This is a genomic window from Aeromonas sp. FL131 (genome assembly GCF_049860615.1).
GTDB classification, from domain to species: Bacteria; Pseudomonadota; Gammaproteobacteria; order Enterobacterales; family Aeromonadaceae; genus Aeromonas; species Aeromonas hydrophila.
Genome location: NZ_CP187595.1, coordinates 3,217,738 through 3,237,997, shown reverse-complemented (window position 1 = coordinate 3,237,997; position 20,260 = coordinate 3,217,738). Strand labels below are relative to the sequence as shown.

General features: G+C 64.4%; 21 protein-coding genes. 10 read left to right on the top strand and 11 right to left on the bottom strand.

The window, feature by feature from the left end; all coding sequences use genetic code 11:
* The first annotated feature begins 4 nt into the window (after positions 1-4).
* The 3 genes from ACPW75_RS14970 (at position 5) to ACPW75_RS14960 (ending at position 3,368) form a co-directional block, all read left to right on the top strand.
* Entirely contained in the window at positions 5-880 is an 876-nt protein-coding gene (locus tag ACPW75_RS14970; RefSeq protein WP_077096520.1) for a TauD/TfdA dioxygenase family protein, read from the top strand.
* A complete protein-coding gene (locus ACPW75_RS14965) occupies positions 880-2,163 on the top strand; it encodes a nucleotide disphospho-sugar-binding domain-containing protein (RefSeq protein WP_077096521.1) in 1,284 nt (427 codons plus the stop codon). The genes ACPW75_RS14970 and ACPW75_RS14965 overlap by 1 nt, the downstream gene beginning before the upstream one ends.
* A 278-nt stretch (positions 2,164-2,441) precedes the next feature.
* The gene (locus tag ACPW75_RS14960) at positions 2,442-3,368 is read left to right on the top strand and encodes a L,D-transpeptidase family protein (RefSeq protein ID WP_011707051.1); all 927 of its coding nucleotides are present in this window, start codon (positions 2,442-2,444) and stop codon (positions 3,366-3,368) included.
* 75 nt (positions 3,369-3,443) lie between these two features.
* Here the strand turns inward: ACPW75_RS14960 and ACPW75_RS14955 are convergent, their stop codons facing one another.
* The 4 genes from ACPW75_RS14955 to fldB all read right to left on the bottom strand — a co-directional run bounded on the left by ACPW75_RS14955 (position 3,444) and on the right by fldB (position 7,735).
* Positions 3,444-3,836: a VOC family protein gene (locus ACPW75_RS14955; protein WP_029304263.1), complete on the bottom strand. Its 393-nt coding sequence runs from the start codon at positions 3,834-3,836 to the stop codon at positions 3,444-3,446.
* 326 nt (positions 3,837-4,162) lie between these two features.
* Positions 4,163-5,503, bottom strand: coding sequence for a TldD/PmbA family protein (locus ACPW75_RS14950; protein ID WP_425904321.1), 1,341 nt, complete (start codon positions 5,501-5,503; stop codon positions 4,163-4,165).
* Positions 5,503-6,903, bottom strand: coding sequence for a TldD/PmbA family protein (locus ACPW75_RS14945; RefSeq protein ID WP_024944246.1), 1,401 nt, complete (start codon positions 6,901-6,903; stop codon positions 5,503-5,505). The genes ACPW75_RS14950 and ACPW75_RS14945 overlap by 1 nt, the downstream gene beginning before the upstream one ends.
* A 313-nt stretch (positions 6,904-7,216) precedes the next feature.
* Positions 7,217-7,735: a flavodoxin FldB gene (gene fldB, locus ACPW75_RS14940; RefSeq protein ID WP_011707047.1), complete on the bottom strand. Its 519-nt coding sequence runs from the start codon at positions 7,733-7,735 to the stop codon at positions 7,217-7,219.
* Positions 7,736-7,922: 187 nt separating this feature from the next.
* Here fldB and xerD point away from each other — a divergent pair, with 187 nt between their 5' ends.
* Positions 7,923-8,822 carry a site-specific tyrosine recombinase XerD gene (gene xerD / locus ACPW75_RS14935; protein WP_077096523.1) on the top strand — a complete coding sequence of 300 codons (900 nt, stop codon included), beginning with the start codon at positions 7,923-7,925 and terminating at the stop codon, positions 8,820-8,822.
* Between the two features lie 59 nt (positions 8,823-8,881).
* Here the strand turns inward: xerD and mscL are convergent, their stop codons facing one another.
* A complete protein-coding gene (mscL, locus tag ACPW75_RS14930) occupies positions 8,882-9,289 on the bottom strand; it encodes a large-conductance mechanosensitive channel protein MscL (protein ID WP_017409264.1) in 408 nt (135 codons plus the stop codon).
* A gap of 258 nt (positions 9,290-9,547) precedes the next feature.
* Between mscL and ACPW75_RS14925 the strand changes: the two genes are divergently transcribed.
* The 6 genes from ACPW75_RS14925 to nqrE all read left to right on the top strand — a co-directional run bounded on the left by ACPW75_RS14925 (position 9,548) and on the right by nqrE (position 15,229).
* Positions 9,548-10,264: a disulfide isomerase DsbC N-terminal domain-containing protein gene (locus tag ACPW75_RS14925; RefSeq protein ID WP_017409263.1), complete on the top strand. Its 717-nt coding sequence runs from the start codon at positions 9,548-9,550 to the stop codon at positions 10,262-10,264.
* Positions 10,230-11,960 (top strand): single-stranded-DNA-specific exonuclease RecJ, encoded by a 1,731-nt coding sequence (gene recJ, locus ACPW75_RS14920; protein WP_077096524.1) that lies wholly within the window; start codon positions 10,230-10,232, stop codon positions 11,958-11,960. Before ACPW75_RS14925 ends, recJ begins: the two co-directional genes overlap by 35 nt.
* Positions 11,961-12,110: 150 nt before the next feature.
* Positions 12,111-13,292 carry a MerR family transcriptional regulator gene (locus ACPW75_RS14915; RefSeq protein ID WP_077096525.1) on the top strand — a complete coding sequence of 394 codons (1,182 nt, stop codon included), beginning with the start codon at positions 12,111-12,113 and terminating at the stop codon, positions 13,290-13,292.
* A 39-nt stretch (positions 13,293-13,331) separates the two neighbouring features.
* Positions 13,332-13,835 carry a GNAT family N-acetyltransferase gene (locus tag ACPW75_RS14910; protein ID WP_045528260.1) on the top strand — a complete coding sequence of 168 codons (504 nt, stop codon included), beginning with the start codon at positions 13,332-13,334 and terminating at the stop codon, positions 13,833-13,835.
* Positions 13,836-14,064: 229 nt separating this feature from the next.
* Positions 14,065-14,475: a hypothetical protein gene (locus ACPW75_RS14905; RefSeq protein WP_256822027.1), complete on the top strand. Its 411-nt coding sequence runs from the start codon at positions 14,065-14,067 to the stop codon at positions 14,473-14,475.
* Positions 14,476-14,629: 154 nt separating this feature from the next.
* Positions 14,630-15,229, top strand: a complete 600-nt coding sequence (gene nqrE, locus ACPW75_RS14900; RefSeq protein ID WP_011707038.1) for an NADH:ubiquinone reductase (Na(+)-transporting) subunit E — start codon at positions 14,630-14,632, stop codon at positions 15,227-15,229.
* A 44-nt stretch (positions 15,230-15,273) separates the two neighbouring features.
* On the opposite strand, the gene ACPW75_RS14895 is transcribed toward nqrE, so the two are convergent.
* From ACPW75_RS14895 to ACPW75_RS14870, 6 genes are all read right to left on the bottom strand, one after another.
* Positions 15,274-15,843, bottom strand: coding sequence for an RBBP9/YdeN family alpha/beta hydrolase (locus tag ACPW75_RS14895; RefSeq protein WP_077096526.1), 570 nt, complete (start codon positions 15,841-15,843; stop codon positions 15,274-15,276).
* A gap of 138 nt (positions 15,844-15,981) precedes the next feature.
* On the bottom strand, positions 15,982-16,479 hold the full coding sequence (locus tag ACPW75_RS14890; RefSeq protein WP_077096527.1) for a GNAT family N-acetyltransferase: 498 nt from the start codon (positions 16,477-16,479) through the stop codon (positions 15,982-15,984).
* Between the two features lie 164 nt (positions 16,480-16,643).
* Entirely contained in the window at positions 16,644-17,609 is a 966-nt protein-coding gene (lipA, locus tag ACPW75_RS14885) for a lipoyl synthase (RefSeq protein ID WP_011707035.1), read from the bottom strand.
* An 85-nt stretch (positions 17,610-17,694) separates the two neighbouring features.
* Complete coding sequence (gene lipB / locus ACPW75_RS14880; RefSeq protein WP_017409254.1) at positions 17,695-18,399, bottom strand: lipoyl(octanoyl) transferase LipB; 705 nt, start codon at positions 18,397-18,399, stop codon at positions 17,695-17,697.
* Positions 18,400-18,495: 96 nt separating this feature from the next.
* On the bottom strand, positions 18,496-18,759 hold the full coding sequence (gene ybeD, locus ACPW75_RS14875) for a DUF493 family protein YbeD (RefSeq protein WP_005298227.1): 264 nt from the start codon (positions 18,757-18,759) through the stop codon (positions 18,496-18,498).
* Positions 18,760-19,051: 292 nt separating this feature from the next.
* Positions 19,052-20,242: a D-alanyl-D-alanine carboxypeptidase family protein gene (locus tag ACPW75_RS14870; RefSeq protein WP_077096528.1), complete on the bottom strand. Its 1,191-nt coding sequence runs from the start codon at positions 20,240-20,242 to the stop codon at positions 19,052-19,054.
* Positions 20,243-20,260 lie beyond the last annotated feature (18 nt).

Below are 20,260 nucleotides of genomic sequence, written 5' to 3'. Positions count from 1 at the left end.
TCCCATGACTGCATCCATCGTTACCCTCGGCGGCGAGCGCTGCCGCATCCTGCCACAGGCCCCGTTCGGCCTGCTGATTGAACCGGCCCGCAGCGCCCAGCCGGTGCAGAGCCTGGCTATCGAAGCGCTGCGCGAGCTGGCCCGCCGCCACGGCGTGCTGATCCTGCGCGGGTTCGAGTCCGGCTTCACCGATCCCGAGCGGCTGACCCGCTACGGCGAGGGGTGGGGCGAGATCATGATGTGGCCCTTCGGCGCCGTGCTGGACGTGAAGGAGCACGAGAACGCCACCGACCACATCTTCGACTCCAGCTATGTGCCGCTGCACTGGGACGGCATGTACAAGCCGACCCTGCCCGAGTTCCAGCTGTTTCACTGCGTGCACGCGCCGGCGGCGGACGAAGGGGGGCACACCACCTTCATCAATACCCGCCAATTGCTCAGCGAGCTCGACGGCGAGCGGCTGGCCCGCTGGGAGCGGGTGCACATCACTTATCGCATCAAGCAGGTGGTGCACTACGGCGGCCAGGTGCGCTCGCCGCTGCTGGTGCCCCACCCGGTGAGCGGCGAGACGGTGCTGCGCTACAACGAGCCGCCGCGCGAGGGAGTGCGTTTTCTCAATCAGCATGCCCTCGAGATTGAGGGGGTGGCACCGGCCGAGCAGGCCGCCTTCCTGCAGGATCTGCACCAGCGGCTCTACGACCCGCGCTACTTCTATGCCCACCAGTGGCAAAGGGGGGACGTGGTGATCGCCGACAACCTCGGCCTGCTGCACGGCCGCGAGGGGTTCACCGCCCGCTCCGCGCGCCACATCCAGCGGGTCCACATCCAGGCCAGCCCGGTCTGCCTCAACCCGGCGCTGGCGCCGCAAGGGGCGGCGTGATGGCGACCATTTTGCTGGCGGCCACCGCCACCCCGGGCCACGTCAATCCCATGCTGGCGGCGGCCCGTCTGCTGGTGGCGCAGGGGCATAGAGTGCTGATGCTGTGCGGTGCCCTGTTCGAGCAGCGCATCCGCGCAGCCGGCGCCGAATTCGTGCCCTTCGCCCCCGAGGTGGACTTTGACTACCGGGCGCTGGAGCGGCATTTCCCCGAGCGGGCCAGCCTGAGCGGTACCGCCCAGATGGCGCTGGCGCTCAAGCGCTTCTTCGCCGCCCCCATGGCGCAGCACGACAGCCATCTGCGGGCGCTGATCGCGGCAAAGGGGGTGGATCTGCTGCTGGTGGAGAACGGCTTCTACGGCGTACTGCCGCTGTTGCAGCAGCCTTATGGCCGGCCGGTGCCGATCCTGATGCTGGGGGTAAACCCGGTCTCCTTCTCGAGTCCGGACGCCATCTTCTACGGCCCGCGCATTCCGCCCGAGCTGCGCCGCTCCCTTGGCGAGCTGCCCTGGCTCGATGAGCCGACCCGGCAACTGCAAAGGGAGGTACAGCAGAGCTTCGATGCCGCGCTGGCCGAGGCGGGGGCGCCGCCGCTGACGGCCCCCTTCACCGATGTGATGGTGACGGCCCCCGATGCCTTTTTGCAGCTCTCCTGCGCCGGCTTTGAATACGAGCGACCGGAGCTGGAGGGGGTGATCCGTTATGTCGGCCCGCTGCTGCCACCCCGGATTGAGCTGACGCCGCCGCCCTGGTGGGAGCGGCTCGATGAGCGGCCGCTGGTCATCGTCAGCCAGGGCACCCTGGCCAACGTGGATCTGGGGCAGTTGTTGCTGCCGGCCATGCTGGGGCTGGCCGGCGACGAGCTGCAACTGCTGCTGACCACCGGCGGGCGGGATCCGGCGCGGCTGGGCGCCGCCGTCCCGGCCAATGCCATCGTTACAGAACACGTGCCGTTCGAGCTGGCGCTGCCCCGCGCCGCCGTGCTGGTGACCAACGGTGGTTATGGCTCGGTACAGGCCGCGCTGGCCCACGGGGTGCCGCTGGTGGTGGCGGGCACCGGGGAGGACAAGGCGGAGGTGGCCACCCGGGTGGCGTGGAGCGGTGCCGGCATCAATCTGCACAGCAACGAGCCGACGGTGGACGCGGTGGCGGCGGCGGTGCGCAAGCTGGTGCACGAGCCGCGCTATCGGGCCAGGGCCCGGCTGCTGGCCGACGAGATGGCCATGCTCGATGCCCGCGCCGCCATCGCCGGGGCGGTGACGGCCCTGCTCGGCGGGCAAGGGTGATCCCGTGATGAAACAGGGGGGCTCGATGGCCTCCCTGTTGTTCAGCTTGCGCTCAGTTTGTGGCTGCTAGGGTGGGAAGGGTGACAAGAGGCGGCGTCAGCGGCGCCGGATGCGCTTTTTCATGCAAAAAGAGCGATCCCGACGTTGAATTTTTGGTCGACTCAGGAAAGAATGCGCGCTCGGTAATCGACCTCGGACGCAAGGTGACTCGTCACGGGCCAGACCGAGGATGAAATGGCCGTCGGCCAACTTGGTACAGGAAACCACACAGGAATTTTATGAATCCCCTTCGCACTGCCGCTTCGGCTCTTTTATGTACTCTGGCGCTGGTCAGCCAGCAGGCCGCCGCCGTTGAATACCAGCTGCCTGCAGCCAACAGCCGTCTGATCGGTGAGAACCAGGAGTACGTGGTACCCGCGGACAACCGTCCGCTGGAGCAGATCGCCTCCGACTTCCAGTTGGGTCTGACCAACATCATGGAAGCCAACCCGGGTGTCGACCCCTACCTGCCCAAGGCGGGCAGCAAACTGGTCATCCCCCATCAGCTGATCCTGCCCAACGCTCCCCGCGAAGGGATCGTCATCAACGTGGCTGAGATGCGTCTCTACTATTACCCGAAAGGCAAGAACGTGGTGCAGGTGCTGCCCATCGGCATCGGCCAGCTGGGGGTCAACACCCCGGAGAACTGGATCACCAAGGTGGAGCGCAAGCGCGCCAACCCGACCTGGACCCCGACCGAGAACATCCGTCGCCGCTACGCCGCCCAGGGCAAGACCCTGCCGGCGGTCTGGCCGGCCGGTCCGGACAACCCCATGGGCCTGCACGCGCTCTACATCGGCAACCTGTATGCCATTCACGGCACCAACGCCACCTTCGGCATCGGTCTGCGGGTGAGCAGCGGCTGCGTGCGTCTGCGCGCCGACGACATCAAGTACCTGTTCGACAACGTGCCGGTCGGCACTCGCGTCCAGTTCGTCAACCAGCCGGTCAAGACCACGGTCGAGCCGGATGGCGGTCGCTACATGGAAGTGCACGAGCCGCTGTCACGCAACGAGGAGGAGTTCAACTCCACCGCCTCCGTGCCGCTGCCCATGACCCAGGCCACCACCCGCTTCATCGCCCACATGGACAGCGACTCCAATGTGGTCAAGCAGGTGCTGGAACAGCGTACCGGCATGCCGACCCGTCTCAACCCGCAGGTCTGATGACCGGGGAGACAGGCTAATGCACAACGGCGACCATGAGGTCGCCGTTGTTGTTTCTGGCTCTGCCACCGGTCATCAGCTGGCGGGAGGCGCGTAGAGGGCCAGCCAGTTGCCCTCGGTATCTTCGATGATGACCCGGGAGCCATGGCCGCTGCCGATGCTGTGCAGGGGCTCGAGCACCCGTCCGCCGATCTTGGGCACTAGCTGTTCAGCCTCCTGCAGGCGCTTGCCAAGGGCGAGGTAGATGAGGGGGCCCGTGTGTCCCGGCTGGTGGTACTTGTCCATGGGGCCGAGACAGGCCGCCGCGTTGTTGCCATCGTGGCGCAGCATGGCGAAGCGGATCTCCTCCTGTATCGGCGTGACCGGCACGTCGAGCAGGGCCGAGTAGAAGGCCATGGCGCGATCCAGATCCCGTGTCGGAATGTCGGCCCAGACCAAGGTATTGTCCATCTTGGTGATCTCCAGCATGTTCCGGCCGATGCGACCGGCGGCTCTGTTCCTTGCTGACGGCCTCTGGCGGCAGCTCGCAGGCAGCTTCCTAGAGGTTAGGAGCAGCCCATGAGGGGCGCCAGAGCTAAAAAAGCGGCGCCTGATGGCGCCGCTTTTGGGTGGGGAACTGGAGGGTTTTTCCCCACGATATACAGTTACTTGCCTGCAATGCTCAGCCCGCCGAAGCGGACGAATGGAGGAGCATGATGTTCCTGGTCATCCATCGGCGGCTACTTGCCTGCAATGCTCAGCCCGCCGAAGCGGACGGATGGAGGAGCATGATGCTCCTGGTCATCCATCGGTGGCTACTTGCCGGCGATGCTTAGACCGCCGAAACGGATGAGCGGGGCATAGAAGCTCTTGCCATCGTCGTGGTGCAGCACGTTGGCGACCGCTTCCAGCTCACCCAGCAGGCGATAGAAGTTGCCCGCCACCGTGATGCCACGCACCGGCGCCACCCGCACGCCGTCCCGGCACAGGAAGCCGGAGGCGCCGAACGAGAAGTCGCCGCTCACCGCATCGGCGCCGGAGTGCAGGCCGTCCAGCTTGACCAGCTCCAGGTACTCGCCGCCTTGCGCCTCGGCCTCGCTGTGGGGGCCGAGCCCGAACACCAGGTGGCGCGGGCTGACGTCCAGCGCACTGCGGGCGCTGCGCGCCGCCGAGCCGTTGCTGGCCAGGCCGAAGTGGTGGGCGGTGGCGCTGTTGTGCAGCAGGGTTCTGAGCTCCCCTTCGCCGATCAGCAGCAGATCCCGGGTGGGGGCACCCTCGCCATCGAAGGCCTTGATGTGCATGCCGCCTGGCATATAGGCCCGGCTCTCCAGGGTGAGCCAGCGGGAGGCCACCGACTGGCCCAGCTTGTCGCGCCAGGGGTTGATCCCCTGCTGGGCCCACTTGCCCGACAGCGCGGCCTGGAAGCAGCCGAGCAGGCTGGCCAGGGCATTGGTGTCGAAGATGGCGCTGTAGTGGCCGCTCGGCACCGCTTCTCCCGCCAGCAGGCCGTCGGCCACGGCGTGGATCTGGCGGATCAGGGTCTGGCTGTCCAGCGCATCGAAGCGGCGTTCATACTGCCCCTGAGAGAACATGGACTGACGGCCGTCGCGCTCGATGAGGGCGGAGCTGTAGCAGCCGACGCTGAACGCCTGATGCTGGCAGAGGCTGCCCTGGCTATTGGCGAGCCACAGCCGGCCTTCTCCCTCGAAGAAGCTGTTGTAGGGGGCGCCGGTCACGTCCGGCAGCGCCAGCATGTCCGACTCGAGGCGCAGGGCCAGGGCAATCTTCTCCTCCACGGGGGTGGTGTCGGGCTGATTGATCTCGGCGCAGTCGGTGGTGAGCCGGCTCTGCTGCACGGCGATGGTCTGATCCGGGTCCACCTTGGCGAAGCGGCTGGCATCCAGCGCATCCTGCAGCATGGCGGCCAGTGCCGACTCGTCGAGGGACTCCGAATAGGCGATGCCGACCCGGCCCTCTTTTATCAGCCGAATGCCGATCTGTTGGCTGCTGGTGACCTTGTATTCGCTGAGTTCGCCCTTGTCGGCCTTGAGGGAGAAGGCCTTGTCCTGGTTGGCGATGATGTCCGCTTCGGCACCGAGATCGGCGACCTGGTCCAGCAGGCGGGCAAGCAGTTGGTTCATGTCGAGTTGGCTCATCAGGCATTCCCCCCCACCAGAATGTTGTCAACCTTGAGCGGCGGCTGGCCGACGGATGCCGGGATCGAGCCGGAGACCGAGCCGCACATGCCGGCAGAGAGGGCCAGATCGCGCCCCACCATGGAGATCTCCTTCAATACCTGCGGGCCGGTGCCGATCAGGGTGGCCGACTTGAGGGGCCGGGTGATCTTGCCCCCCTCGATGAGGTAGGCCTCCTGCACGTTGAAGTTGAACTCGCCGGTGCCGGGCTGCACCGAGCCGCCCCCCATCCGCTTGGCATAGATGCCGTGCTCCACGGTCGCCAGCATCTCGTCCAGGCTGTGATGGCCCGGCTCGATGTAGGTGTTGCGCATGCGCGAGGCTGGCGCGAACTTGTAGGATTCGCGCCGCCCGGAACCGGTACGGGCGTAGCCGGTGCGCAGGGCCCCCATCCGGTCCACCAGGAAGCCGGTGAGCACGCCATCCTTGATGAGCTGGGTGTGCTGGGTCGCCATTCCCTCGTCATCGACGTTGATGGAGCCCCAGGCGTTGCCCTGCAGCCCCTCGTCCACCGCGCTGACCGCCGGATTGGCGATGAGCTGGCCCATCTTGTCGTGGAACACCGAGGCCTTCTTGGCCACCGAGGTGGTCTCCAGCAGGTGGCCGCACGCCTCGTGGAAGATGACGCCGCCAAAGCCGCTCTCCATGATGACCGGCAGCTTGCCGCTCGGGCAGGGGGCGGCGCCCAGTTTCACCAGCGCCTGGCGGGTGGCGGTGAGGGCCAGCTCGCGGGGATCCACGCCGGCGGCGTGTTCCCAGCCCATCATGGCGCCGGGGGCTTCGTAACCCACGCTCTGTTCGCTGCCAAGGGCGGCGATGGTCTGGGCCATGATGCGGTTGTAGTGGCGGCGATCGCTCACCTGCACCCCTTCGCTGTTGAAGATCTCCACCTCCTGCTCCCAGCCCAGCACGTTGCCGGCAAACTGGCTCACCTTGGTGCTCTCGGCGCGGGCCGCGGCATCCATGGCGTGCAGGTAGGCGATCTTCTGTTCCAGCAGCTTGTCGGCCGACAGCGGCAAGGCCACCGGGTTGCGATCGCTCAGGCGACTGAAATCGAAGGCGGTGGCGGTCACTACGGGGTCACGCCGGTCCTTGGCCGCCAGCAGGCTGACGATGCGCAAGAGCTCATCGCGGCTGGCCAGGTTGGTGTAGCCATAGAGCACCTTGTGGCCGTAGCACAGGCGCACGCCGATGCCGAAATCGAGGCCACCGCTGATGTTTTCTATCTGGCTGGAGAGCAGGCTGAGCTGGCTGCGGCGCTTGCGCTCCACAAACAGCTCGGCGAAGTCGGCACCCAGCGCCAGCGCGTGATCGAGCACGTCGCGGGCGATGGCGGGGGCCAACAGGGAGAATGGGGTCATAGAATTTCCTTATTCTGGTCTGTCCGTTTGCTTCCGATACCCGGCTGTGATTGTTATGGGGTACCGTTTCCATTGTTGCAGACCAGCACAAAAAAGTCGCTATAGCGTCATGCGATGATACCGATTGAGAAAATCGGTGCGATTTATGCGCCCGGCGGCCCGACACCCAGCCGCCGGTAGTCAGGGAAGCGTCGCCGCTGACGTTTGTTCAAGGGGGCCTTTCACCAGGCCGTCGTCGTCATGCCATGCGGGGAGAGGGCGATGGCTGGGGGCCATCGCCAGTTGTATCAGGCAACCCTGTGTGGTTGCTGGCTCACAGCAGCTCGTGGATCTCGCTCAGGATCTGGTCGACCCACTGCTCGATGCGGGATTCGGTCTGGTCGTACTGATTGGCGTCGTCGAGCGCCAGCCCGACGAAGTGACGGCCATCGTCGATCAGCGCCTTGGAGGCATCGAACTCGTACCCCTCGTTGGGCCAGTAGCCCACCAGCTTGACCCCCTTGGGGACCAGCTGATCGTGCAGCAGGCCGAGGGCATCCTGATACCATTCGCCGTAACCCAGCTGATCGCCCATGCCGAACAGGGCGATGATGCGGCCTTCCAGCTCGACATCCTGAATGTCTTCCCAGCGGGATTCCCAGTCTTCCTGCAGCTCGCCAAAGTCCCAGGTGGAGATGCCCAGGATCAGGATGTCGTACTCCTGCATGAGGGTGAGGGGCACATCCTTGATGTTGTGGAGATCAACCAGCTCGGGGCCAATGAGGGCGCGGATCTTCTCGGCGGCCATCTCGGTGTAGCAGGTGGTAGAGCCGTAAAACAAACCTATCTTCATCGCTCTTCTCTTGATCGCAGTCGGCAATGGGAGCGGGCAACCGCAGGGTGGCGCCCGGGGGAGGGCGTCAGTCTAGCAGATTGCCCGGCGCGCTTCACCGCCTGGCGGGCGATGGACAACGGCAACTTGCGGCGGCGGTGGGTCGGCACGTTACAATGGGCCATGTTTCCCCTGAGCGCGGCGCACCATGAGCAAGTCTGAATCCCATCCCCTGATCGAGCCGTTTCTGGACGCCCTCTGGCTGGAGCGGGGTCTCTCCGACAACACGGTCAGCTCCTATCGCACCGATCTGGAAAAATTTGCCCTCTGGCTCGACGAGCAGGGCGGCTCCCTGCTGCTGGCGGGGCTGGACGACATCCAGCACTATCTCGCCTGGCGGGTGGACCAGCAGTTTGCGGCCAGCAGCACGGCCCGCTTCCTGTCGGCCCTGCGCCGTTTCTACCAGTATCTCAACCGGGAGAAGCTGCGCAGCGACGACCCCACCGTGCTGCTGGAGGGGCCCAAGCTGCCCAAGAAGTTGCCATCGGATCTCAGCGAAGCCGAGGTGGAGGCGCTGTTGCAAGCGCCGCTGGTGGACGAGCCGCTGGAGCTGCGGGACAAGGCGATGCTCGAGCTGCTCTACGCCACCGGGCTGCGGGTCTCCGAGCTGGTGGGGCTGACCGCCGAGCATGTCAGCCTGCGCCAGGGGCTGGTGCGGGTGGTCGGCAAGGGCAACAAGGAACGACTGGTCCCCATGGGGGAGGAGGCGGTGTACTGGCTGGAGCGCTACTACCGGGAGGCGCGTACCCTGCTGCTCGGCGGCACCAGTTCGGACGTGGTGTTCCCCTCCAAGCAGGCGCGCATGATGACCCGTCAGACCTTCTGGCACCGCATCAAGCTCTATGCCCAGCGCGCCGGCATCCAGGGCGAGCTCTCCCCCCATACCCTGCGCCACGCCTTCGCCACCCATCTGCTCAACCACGGCGCCGATCTGCGAGTAGTGCAGATGCTGCTGGGCCACGCGGATCTCTCCACCACCCAGATCTACACCCACGTGGCCAACGAGCGGCTCAAGGCGCTGCACGGCCAGCACCATCCGCGCGCCTGACCGGCAACAAAAAACCGCCAGAAGGCGGTTTTTTTCAAATACACGACAGGAGCTGGCGCTTATTTTCCCTGCTGGGATTTGAGCAGATCGCGGATCTCGGTCAGCAGCTCCTGATCCTTGGTCGGGCCGGCCGGAGCCGCTTCCTCTTCCTGCTTGCGCTTGAGGGTGTTGATGGCCTTCAGCCCCATGAAGATGGCGAAGGAGATGATCAGGAAGTCGATGATGGTCTGGATGAACTTGCCGTAGGCGATGACCACGGCCGGGGTGCTCCCCTCGGCGGCCTTCAGGGTCACGGCGAGGTCGCTGAAGTCCACGCCCCCCAGGATCAGGCCGATGGGTGGCATGATCACGTCCCCGACGAAGGAGGAGACTATCTTGCCGAAGGCGGCACCAATGATGATACCGACCGCCATGTCGATCACGTTGCCTCTGGACGCAAAGGCCTTGAACTCTTGAATCAGACTCATTTTCCCCTCCAAAAATGGGCAAGGTACGGCCAGTGCCGTACCGGTATTTGAATAATAAAGCTTCAGGAAAACAGAGGATGACCGTCGTGTTTCCTGTCGTCCCGGTTAGCTTGCTGGGCCTTTGCCCGATTGGCAACCTGTCAGATCGGGATTTTTTGCGGCCCTGCTTATTAATCAATCGATAATTAAGCGGTTGAGGAGAGAATATTCACTGAGTTACCTTGTGAGTCCATTCGTTCATGCCAAGTGAGTAAAAGAGTGAAGTATTTACTGCTGGGAATGATGCTGCTGGGCTCTTTTGCCGCCAGCGCGGGGATGGATCCCCAACTGTTGAAGCAGACCATAGAGCAACGGCTCGGGGTACAGGTCTATCTGGTGGACGAGACCCCCATGCCCGGTCTCTACATGCTGGGCACCGCCCAGGGGCTGCTCTATACCGACGCCAGGGGCGACTATGTGCTGCAGGGCACCATGCTGGATCTGGCCCACGACATGAAAAACCTCACCATGCTGGGGCTGCGTCAGCAGCGGCAACTGGCCCTGGCGCAGATCGGCGAGCGGCGGGTACAGCTGCGGGCCGAGCAGGAGCGCCATCGCGTCACCCTGTTCACCGATCTCGCCTGCAGCAGCTGTCGCACCACCCTGGCAGAGTTGCCGGTCCTGCAGGCGAGGGGGGTCAGCGTGCAACTGTTGCCGGTGCTCGGCACCTTTGCCGATCTGGCCGAGGCGCAGGCGCGCTGGTGCGATCCCCGGCAGTTCGGTGCACTGGATCTCAGTGATCGTTTGCCTGAGACCGGCTGTAATGAGATCCTTGCCCATCATATCGGCCTGAGCCAGTGGCTCGGGATCAAGGCGCTGCCGAGCTGGGTCCTGCCAAATGGCGACCTGGTGCGTGGTTATCAGAGCCCTGAACAACTGCTCAAGATACTGGATCACATCAATGCCCCTGCAAATCCGTCGTCGTCCGCGAGTTGATGATTCCCATCTGCCCGCCACCCTGCACCCGCTGCTTCGTCAAATCTTCGCCAGTCGCGGGGTCGAAGATCCCGCTCTGCTCGAGCGCAGCGCCAGCCAGCTGCTGCCGCCCCAGCGCCTGTTTGGCATGGCGCAGGCGGTGCCGCTGCTGGCCGAGGCGCTGACGGCGCAAAAACGCATTCTCATCGTCGGTGACTTTGACTGCGACGGCGCCACCAGCTCGGCGCTGTGCGTGCTGGCCCTGCGCGCCATGGGTGGTCGTCACATCGATTTTCTGGTGCCCAACCGCTTCGAGTTTGGGTATGGCCTCACCCCGGAGATCGTCGAGCTGGCGGTAGCCCGTGGCGCCGAGTTCCTGATCACGGTGGACAACGGCATCTCCAGCATCGCCGGGGTGGCGGCGGCCAAGGCGGCCGGCATGCAGGTACTGGTTACCGATCACCATTTGCCGGGCCAGGAGCTGCCAGATGCCGATGCGATAGTGAACCCCAACCAGCATGGCTGCGACTTCCCCTCCAAGTCGCTGGCCGGGGTCGGGGTCGCCTTCTATCTGATGGCGGCCCTCAACACCCAGCTGCGCCAGAGCGGCTGGTATGAGCGCCAGGGGCTGCGCGCGCCCAACGTGGCGGATTACCTGGATCTGGTGGCGCTTGGCACCGTCGCCGACGTGGTAGCGCTCGATGGCAACAACCGCATCCTGGTCCATCAGGGCTTGCAGCGGATCCGGGCTGGCCGCTGCCGCCCCGGCATCCAGGCGTTGGTGGACGTGTCGGGCCGCGACGGGCGTCGCCTGTGCGCCGCCGATCTCGGCTTTGCGCTGGGGCCGCGCCTCAACGCGGTGGGCCGGCTCGACGACATGTCGCTCGGGGTCGCCTGCCTGCTGAGCGAGGACATCAACCTGGCACGCCAGCTCGCCTCCGAAATGGACAGCCTCAACCAGGAGCGCAAGGAGATCGAGCAGGGGATGCAGCAGGAGGCGCTGGCCACCCTGGAGCAGATCCGTTTTCGTGACGGCGAGGTGCCGTCGGGTATCGTGCTGCACCGGGACGAGTGGCATCAGGGGGTGGTGGGGCTGGTGGCCTCCAAGGTGAAGGAGAAGTACTACCGCCCGGTCATCGCGTTTGCCGAGAGCAGCGAGACCGAGCTCAAGGGCTCCGGGCGCTCCATCCCGGGGGTGCACCTGCGCGATGCGCTGGAACTGCTCGACACCCGCCACCCCGGCCTGATGGGCAAGTTTGGCGGTCACGCCATGGCGGCCGGACTGACCCTGCCCAAGGCCAATATCGAGGCCTTTGGCCGGGCCTTCGAGGCGGTCATCGGCGCGCTGGTGACCCCTGAGCTGTTGACCGGGGTACTGCTCACCGATGGCGAGCTGCTGCCCGATGAACTGAGTCTGGAGCTGGCGGAGCTGATCCGCGCCTCCGGCCCCTGGGGCCAGGCCTTCCCCGAGCCGCTGTTCGATGGCGAATTCGTGCTGGTGCAGCAGCGACTGGTGGGGGAGAAGCACCTCAAGATGATGTTGACCACGGATTCCGGCCATGCGGTGGATGCCATCGCCTTTGGCGTCGACTTGCAGCGCTGGCCCGATGCCTCGGTGAAGCGGGTGCGGCTGGTCTACCGGCTCGATGTCAACGAGTGGCGCGGCAACCGCAGCGTGCAGCTGCTGGTGGAGCATCTGGAGGCCGCCGGCCTCTGATCCCGCGAGTCTCTCTTGCTGCCGATGACGGCCACCTCAGGGTGGCCGTTTCTTTATGGTGTGAACCCGGATGTTGTCGTTGACCCGTCTATTGCTTCACAGTTTAAGCTTCCCTTCATCGAGTCACAGACCCCTCAGCGAGTGGTTGTCATGAAAATATCCGAACTGGCCCGGCGCTGCGGCCTGGCCCGCTCCACCCTGCTCTATTACGAAAAGCTGGGGGTGATTGCGGGCACGAGAGCCGCCAACGGCTATCGCCACTACGACGATGAAGATCTGCAGCGGCTGCGGATGGTACAGGCCCTGCAGGCCGGCGGGCTCAGCCTCAAGCAGTGCCTCGCCTGTCTAGCGGGCGAGCTGGAGCAGGCAACGCTGAAGGCCAGGGTCAGGGAGCTGGATGAAGAGCTGGCGCAGATGCAGCGCGCCCGGGATCTGCTGGCGGATCTCGCCGGTTTGCGTGCGCACTCCGGCGACGAGTTCAAGGCCTGGCAGCGGCAACTGCAACATCAAGCCCCGCAGGCCTACTTTGCTTGGGTGATGAAGCAGGGATTCAGTGAAAAAGAGCGTTACCACCTGCAGTGGCTCAGCAAAGACATGAACGAACATGAGCGTTACATCCGGGATTTCAAGCTGCTGCTGGATGGCATGAGCTATTGGGGGCCGGGCGATAGCCTCTTCACCCAGCAGCAGTTTGCCGCGCTGCCCAGCCAGCCTCGCCGGATCCTCGACATGGGCTGCGGGCGCGGCGCCGCCACCCTGGCGCTGGCACAGGTGACGGACGCCACCATGGTGGCCATCGATCTGGACGAGGAGGCGCTGGCCGCCGTGGCCCGCAGCGCCAGTGCGGCGGGGCTTGGTCAGGTCACCACCCTGTGCGCCAACATGGCGGCGCTGCCGGCGGACCTGGCCCCTGCAGATCTCATCTGGGCCGAGGGGAGCGCCTACACCATAGGGGTGGCCAACGCCTTGCAAGCATGGCGGCCGTACCTTGCCGGCCCTGCGGCCTGCCTGGTGCTGAGCGACCTGGTATGGCTGACGGACACGCCGCCAGAGGAGGCGCTGGCGTTCTGGCAGCGGGATTATCCCGCCATGCAGACGCTGGCGGGCCTGCTGAAGACGGTGCAAGAGGCGGGTTATCGCTGCCTGTGGCACACCCCGTTGCCGCAAAGGGCCTGGCACAACTATCTGGACCCCATCGAGCGCAATCTGGCGCGCCATCGCGCCGAGCTGGAGGATAGCCCCGCCTGGCAGGATCTGAGCCGGGAAGTGACCATCCACCGCCAATACCTGGGCAGCTACGGCTATGTGATCTGCTGCCTGCAGGCAGCCTGATCAGGTCATCCATTGCAAGAGAACAAACGGAGAAAACCTATGAACATCCTCATTCGGCCCGAAACGGGCGCCGATCATGACGCCATCGAGGCACTGACCGTGGCCGCGTTCCTCAATGCGCCCCATACCGATCACAACGAGCAGCGGATCGTGCGGGCCTTGCGCCTGGCCGGGGCACTCAGCCTGTCGCTGGTGGCGGAGCAGGAGGGGCGGGTGGTCGGCCACCTCTGTTTCTCGCCGGTGACCATCAGTGATGGCAGCCCGCACTGGTATGGTCTTGGCCCCATTTCGGTCTCTCCTGCGCTGCACGGCAGGGGGCTGGGTTCACGGCTGATGGACGCGGGTCTGGCACAGCTCAAGGGGATGGGGGCGGCCGGCTGCGTGGTGCTGGGGGATCCCGGCTTCTACGGCCGTTTCGGCTTCGTGTCCGAGCCGGGGTTGATGCTGCCCGGCGTGCCGGCCGAGTATTTCATGGCCCGCTCGTTCGGCTCTGCCATGCCCCGTGGCGAAGTGTGCTACCACCCGGCCTTTGTGCAGGCGTGAGGGTCACAGTGAGGGCAAAGAGGATGCTCCTTGCGCTCATTGTGGTTTTTAATTGCCGGCTTTATTGATAACGAGGGTTTTTAGTATCAATTCGTGGGTGTTTGCAGGGTTTCAAATTCAATAAAAAGATGAATTGTGATATATTCGGCCTCGCTGAATCCTCTTTTAAAGAAGGGACTCCCCGCTTGTCACCCGCTTGTCACCCGCTGGCCGACGCTCGACCTGGCCGATGGCCCTCGCCATCGCCTGCCTTCTGTGGCTTGCCGCCTTCGCCGCGGCAGAGGTCGGTGCAGCCGTACGTCAGGCCGCGGTCGGCCAGGGCGCCTCGATGCAGTTGCATGAGCCGGCCGATCCCGGGCTGGTCAACAGCGTCAGCCTGCCGCCGGGCGGCCAGTGGCGGCTCAGCTTCGAGCAGGGGCGACGGCTGGAAGGGACCGCTCAAGCCGAGCTCTATCAGGTGCTGCTGGCCTGGTTCCAGCACGATATCCTCGGCCTGCTCTGCGGCCTGCTGTTCTTCCTGCCCCTCATCTACCTCAGACAACTGAGCGACTACTTCGGTTATCTGCACCGGTGGCGCTTGAGCTGCCATCACCTGCAATTTCGTTTCTGCCACAGCGACTCGTATACGGCTGCTTGCTGAGCGCCCGTCCGCCCAAGGCTTGCTCCCTCGCTGATCGATGTCAGCCGCGAAGGCATGCCCGTGCGGTCCGGTGCCCTCCTTGCACCGTCTTCGTGCCTGCCCGTCGGCGAGCGTGAAGGCGGCTCCCGCCCCGTACACGTTGTGAGCCGACCCGATGGATTATTATGTAAACCTCTTTATTCACTCGATTTTTGTCGAAAACCTGGCGCTGGCCTTCTTCCTTGGCATGTGCACCTTCCTGGCCGTTTCCAAGAACATCAATACCGCCTTTGGCCTTGGCATGACGGTGCTGGTGGTCATGGTGATCGCCATTCCCCTCAACAACCTGATCTACCGCCATATCCTGCGTCCCGAGAGTACCTTCCTCGGCGAGTTTGATCTGAGCTTTCTCGATTTCATCGTCTATATCGGGGTGCTGGCGGCGCTGGTGCAGGTGATGGAGATGGTGCTGGACAAACATTTCCCGGCGCTCTATCACGCGCTCGGCATCTATCTGCCGCTGCTGACGGTGCATTGCGCCATCTTCGGCGGGGTGATGTTCATGGCCCAGCGGGATTACGATTTCATCGAATCCGTGGTGTACGGAGCGGGCTCAGGGCTGGGCTGGCTGCTGGCCATCGTCGCCATCGCCGGTCTGCGCCAGAAGATGAAGTATTCGGATGTGCCGGAGGGGCTGCGCGGCATCGGCATCACCTTCATCGTGGCCGGGCTGATGTCGCTAGGCTTCATGTCTTTTTCCGGCATCTCGCTCTAGCCTGCTGAGTGTTGCAACGGCCACGCAAGTGGCCGTTTTGTTATCTATTGGTCTTCGATCATCCCCAGCAGGCGGTCGTGTACCAGCGGCAGCTCCAAAAAACCGTCCCGGTCGAGGAAGTGACCGCCATGCTCCAGGCTGTAGAGCGGTGCGGCCAGCTGTTCGCTCAGATGCTGGCAGTAGCGATAGGGCACGATGGCATCGTCGCGGGAGGCGACTACGACCCGCCGGGGCGCCAGCGCCATGATGTGGGCCGGGTCGTAACCCTGGGTCATGAAGGGATCCAGCTCAGGCAGGGTGTGCAGCGGCTGATCGAAGCCGGATACCAGCAGGATCCCGCCCACCCGGCAGGAGGCGGGCAGGTGGCTCAGCTGGCGCAAGATGGTGATGCAGCCGAGGCTGTGGCCCAACAGAAAGGTCCGCTCATCGTGATCGCGCACCAGGCTGTCCATGGCGGCGTCCCAGGCGGCGGGTTGCGGATGGTGGGGGTCAGGCATGGCCAGCACCTCGACCCGGATATCGCGGGCTTCGAGCCGTGCCTTGAGCCAAGGGAACCAGTGGGAGTGGGGGGAGGCGGTATAGCCGTGCACGATGAAGACGCGGATGTGTGACATAAGCAGGATCCTGAAACGGGGCGACAGGGAACAAACAGGGCGTGCGCAGCGACGCAGGCCGGGGCGGCCTCATCATATCAGCGCCAGCCGGGTGGTGGCATGCCCCTGTCCGGGTAGTACAAGGGCGGGACAAGGCGTTCAACCCAGCCGTTTGGCCATGTTGTAGCCGGTGATGGCGAAGCCCGCCTCCTGGTAAAGCGCCAGGGCGCGCGGGTTGTCGTGGGCGACCCGCAGGGTGATCTGGCGGATGCCGCTGCGTTTGAGCTCGGCTTCCAGCAGTGCCATGGCGGCCTTGCCGATCCCCCGGCTGCGGTGGGCCGGCGCGACATAGAAGTCATAGATAAAGGTGGCGGCGCCGTCGCTGTCGATGGCGTGCCAGAGATAACCCAGTGGCTCCTCCTCGGCGGGGGCAACCGCTTCCTCTGTGGGCAGGATGCAGAGCAGGCGGTGGCCGGTGCTGGCCACCCCTTGCGGCAGATAGCGCTGCAAGGAGGCCTCGGCCTTGTGGCGGGCGGTGGCGAGGTCGTGGCCCTGGTTGCTGGCGAGATCCTGCGCGTACTCCTCGATGAAGCAGGCGCAATAGGCGGGGTAGTGCTGCTCGCTCATGGGCAGCAAGCGGATAAGCGGTGTCGGCATCCTGCAGATCACTCAAGGGGAGAAGGGAGGCTCACGTTAACCCGGCGGCGAAGTGAGTGCAAACGGCGCTGGTCGTGGTCGGCAGCTGGAACGGCGTCCGCCTGCGGCCGGCCCCATAAAAAAGAGCGCCCAGGGGCGCTCTTTTTTGACCAGGGGGAGCGAGGTTATTTCACCTCTTCGCCCTTGGCTTGCAGGTCCGCATGGTAGGAGGAGCGGACGAAGGGACCGCAGGCGGCGTGGGAAAAGCCCAGCCCCATGGCCACGTCTTTGAGCTCGTCGAACTCTGCGGGCGGCACGTAGCGCTTCACCGGCAGGTGGTGGCGGCTCGGCTGCAGATACTGGCCCAGGGTCAGCATGTTGACGCCGTGCTCGCGCAAGTCCTTGAGTACCTGCACGATCTCTTCGTTGGTTTCGCCCAGACCCATCATGACGCCGGACTTGGTCGGCACATGGGGGTGCATCTCCTTGATGCGGCGCAAGAGCTCCAGCGACCACTTGTAGTCGGCACCCGGACGGGCGACCCGGTACATGCGCGGGGCGGTTTCCAGGTTGTGGTTGAACACGTCAGGCGGGGTCTCGCGGAACACTTCCAGCGCCTGCTCCATCCGGCCGCGGAAGTCCGGGGTCAGGATCTCGATGCGGGTCTGCGGGCTGTGCTCGCGGATCTGCTTGATGCAGTCGGCGAAGTGCTGGGCACCGCCGTCACGCAGATCGTCGCGGTCCACCGAGGTGATCACCACGTATTTAAGCCCCATCTCCTTGATGGTCAGCGCCAGCTTCTTCGGCTCGTCCGGATCGAGCGCCAGCGGGCGGCCGTGGGCCACGTCGCAGAAGGGGCAGCGACGGGTGCAGATGGCGCCCATGATCATGAAGGTGGCGGTGCCGTGGTTGAAGCACTCCGCCAGGTTGGGGCAGGAGGCCTCCTCACACACTGAGTGCAGCTTGTTCTTGCGCAGGGTGCTCTTGATGTGCTCGATCTTCTGGCTCGACGGCGGCAGCTTGATCCGCATCCAGTCCGGCTTGCGCAGCACTTCCTCGTTGGGATCCGGCATGAATTTCACCGGGATCAGGGCCATCTTGTCGCCATCGCGCAGCTTGACGCCCGGCTCCATACGAACGGGTTTGCTCATGATTCACTCTCGGTGTTTGTTATTGTCTGGTTGATAGCCACCAGGGTCATCTCGGTGCCCTCATGGCCAGGGAGCATGGGCTCGCTCATGCCGCCTCTTCGGTATTCGTGATCGTCTCATAGCCGATCAGGCTGGCCAGTTCGGCCACCAGCATCGCTTGCGCCTCGGCCACGCTCTGCGGGCCGCCCAGGGCGCTGGTCTGGGTCATGGCCATGCCCGCATAGCCGCACGGATTGATGCGCAGGAAGGGGGTCATGTCCATGTTGACGTTGAGGGCCAGGCCGTGGAACGAGCAGCCCTTGCGGATGCGCAGGCCGAGCGAGGCCAGTTTGGCTTCTGTCTGCAGCGAGGCACCGAGCTGGTTCTTCACGTAGACGCCGGGGGCGTCGGGTTTGGCATAAGCCTCAATCCCGCTCTTGGCCAGGGTGTTGATGATGGCGGTCTCGAGGCAGGTCACCAGCTCGCGCACCGTCAACTTGCTGCGGCGCACATCCACCAGCACGTAGAGCACCAGCTGGCCGGGGCCGTGATAGGTCACCTGGCCACCGCGATCGCTCTGCACCACCGGGATGTCGCCGGGGGCAAGCAGATGTTCGGCCTTGCCGGCCTGACCCTGGGTGTAGACGGGATCGTGCTCCACCACCCAGAACTCGTCCGGGGTGTCGGGGGTACGGCTGTCGGTGAAGGCCTTCATGGCATCCCATACCGGCTGGTAGGGACGGCGGCCCAGCTGTCTGACCAGCAGCCGGGGGGCTGACGATGGTGATTCGGCGGGGGTTTGGAGTGACATCTTTCCTCACTGACAGGCGCTTGGGTCGGCCAGCGCGGCCATGACAGCCGGCTGGCAAATAATCAGTCGCCCCGGTGGCGGGGCGAGAGAGGCGACTTACAGGACGTAGCGAACCAGCTCTATGTTACCGAGTGCGGTATACATGGCTTCGATATGTTCCTTGCTCTGGGCGGTCACAGTGACCCGGACCGAGTGGTAGTTGCCCTTGGAGCTGGGCTGCACGGTCGGGCTGTAGGTACCGGGGGCGTGCTGCTGCAGCACTTCCACCACCATGTCCGGCAGCGCCGGATCGGCAACGCCGAGCACCTTGAACGGGAACTTGCAGGGGAACTCCAGCAGTTCATCAAACTTGGTATTCATTTACTCACCTTTTGGTGTCGTCACGGGACGACTTCATCGCTTGTGGCTAGTGGCCGATGGCCCATCAGGGCCGCCATCTACCCGTCTGTGGCGGGCACTGCTCAAGTGTATATGGGCATTGCCCAGGCCGGGATCAAGGTCCGGTCTGGCAGACGAGGCATGGAGGTGCTGCTTTTTACCACAAATCGTCAGTCGGCGGAACCTGCAGATTGCAGGGTTATTGACTGGCCCGACCGCAAAAGACAGCAGCGGCGCCTGTTGGCGCCGCTGTTTGGTCAGGTTTGTGCGCAGGTTACTTGAACCAGCTGGAGACCAGCATCACCAGGTAATCCCACAGACGGCTCATCAGGCCACCTTCCTGCACCTCTTCCAGGGCGACCAGCGGAACCTGCTTGATCTCTTTGTCGCCTTGCTTGAGGAACACGGTACCGACCCGTTGGCCCTTGGCCAGCGGTGCCTTCAGCTCACTTTCGAGCTGGAAGTCAGCCTTGAGGTTTTTGCCCTGGCCACGGGTGACCAGCACGGAGACGTCCTTGTCGACGCCCAGTTTCACTTCAGACTTGTCGCCCATCCAGATCTTCTGGGTCACCAGCTCGGTGCCGGCCTTGTACGGGGTCAGGCTCTGGAAGAAACGGAAACCGTAGGTGAGCAATTTCTTGCTCTCGGCGGCGCGGGAGGCTTCGCTGCTGGCGCCCAGCACCACGGCGATCAGGCGCATGCCTTCGTTGTTGGTGGCGGAGGAGACCAGGTTGTAGCCGACCTGGCTGACGTGGCCGGTCTTGATGCCGTCAACTTGCAGGGATTGATCCCACAGCAGACGGTTGCGGTTGTGCTGAGTGATGCCGTTGAACACGAAGGACTTCTGGGCGTAGATCTTGTACTCGTCCGGCAGGTCGCGGATCAGGGCCTGGCCCAGGCGCGCCATGTCGTGGGCGGTACTGTAGTGACCTTCCGCATCCAGTCCGTGCGGGTTCATGAAGTGGCTGTCGTTCATGCCGAGCTTGGCGGCCCAGCTGTTCATCAGGCTGGCGAAGGAGTCGGTGCTGCCGGCCAGGAATTCGGCCATGGCGACGCAGGCGTCGTTGCCGGACTGGATGATGATGCCCTTGTTGAGATCATCGACCGAGACCTGCTTGCCCACCTCGATGAACATCTTGGAGGAGTCGGAGTAGTTCTTGGACCAGGCGTTCTGGCTGATGGTCACCATGTCGGTGCGCTTGATGTTCCCCTTCAGCAGCTCCTGGCCGATGATGTAGGAGGTCATCATCTTGGTCAGACTGGCGGGCGGCAGACGCTCTTCGGCGTTCTGCTCGGCCAGCACCTGACCCGAGTAGTAGTCGATCAGAATATGGGCCTTGGCGGAGATCTCCGGCGCGGCGGGAACGACCACGGGGTTGGCGTTCGGGGTCGGTACAGGCGTGTTGGCCTGAGCGGTGGCGCTTATCAGGGAGGCCAGAATAACTGAACGGGCAAATTTGGACATCTTGAAATTCCTGGAGCC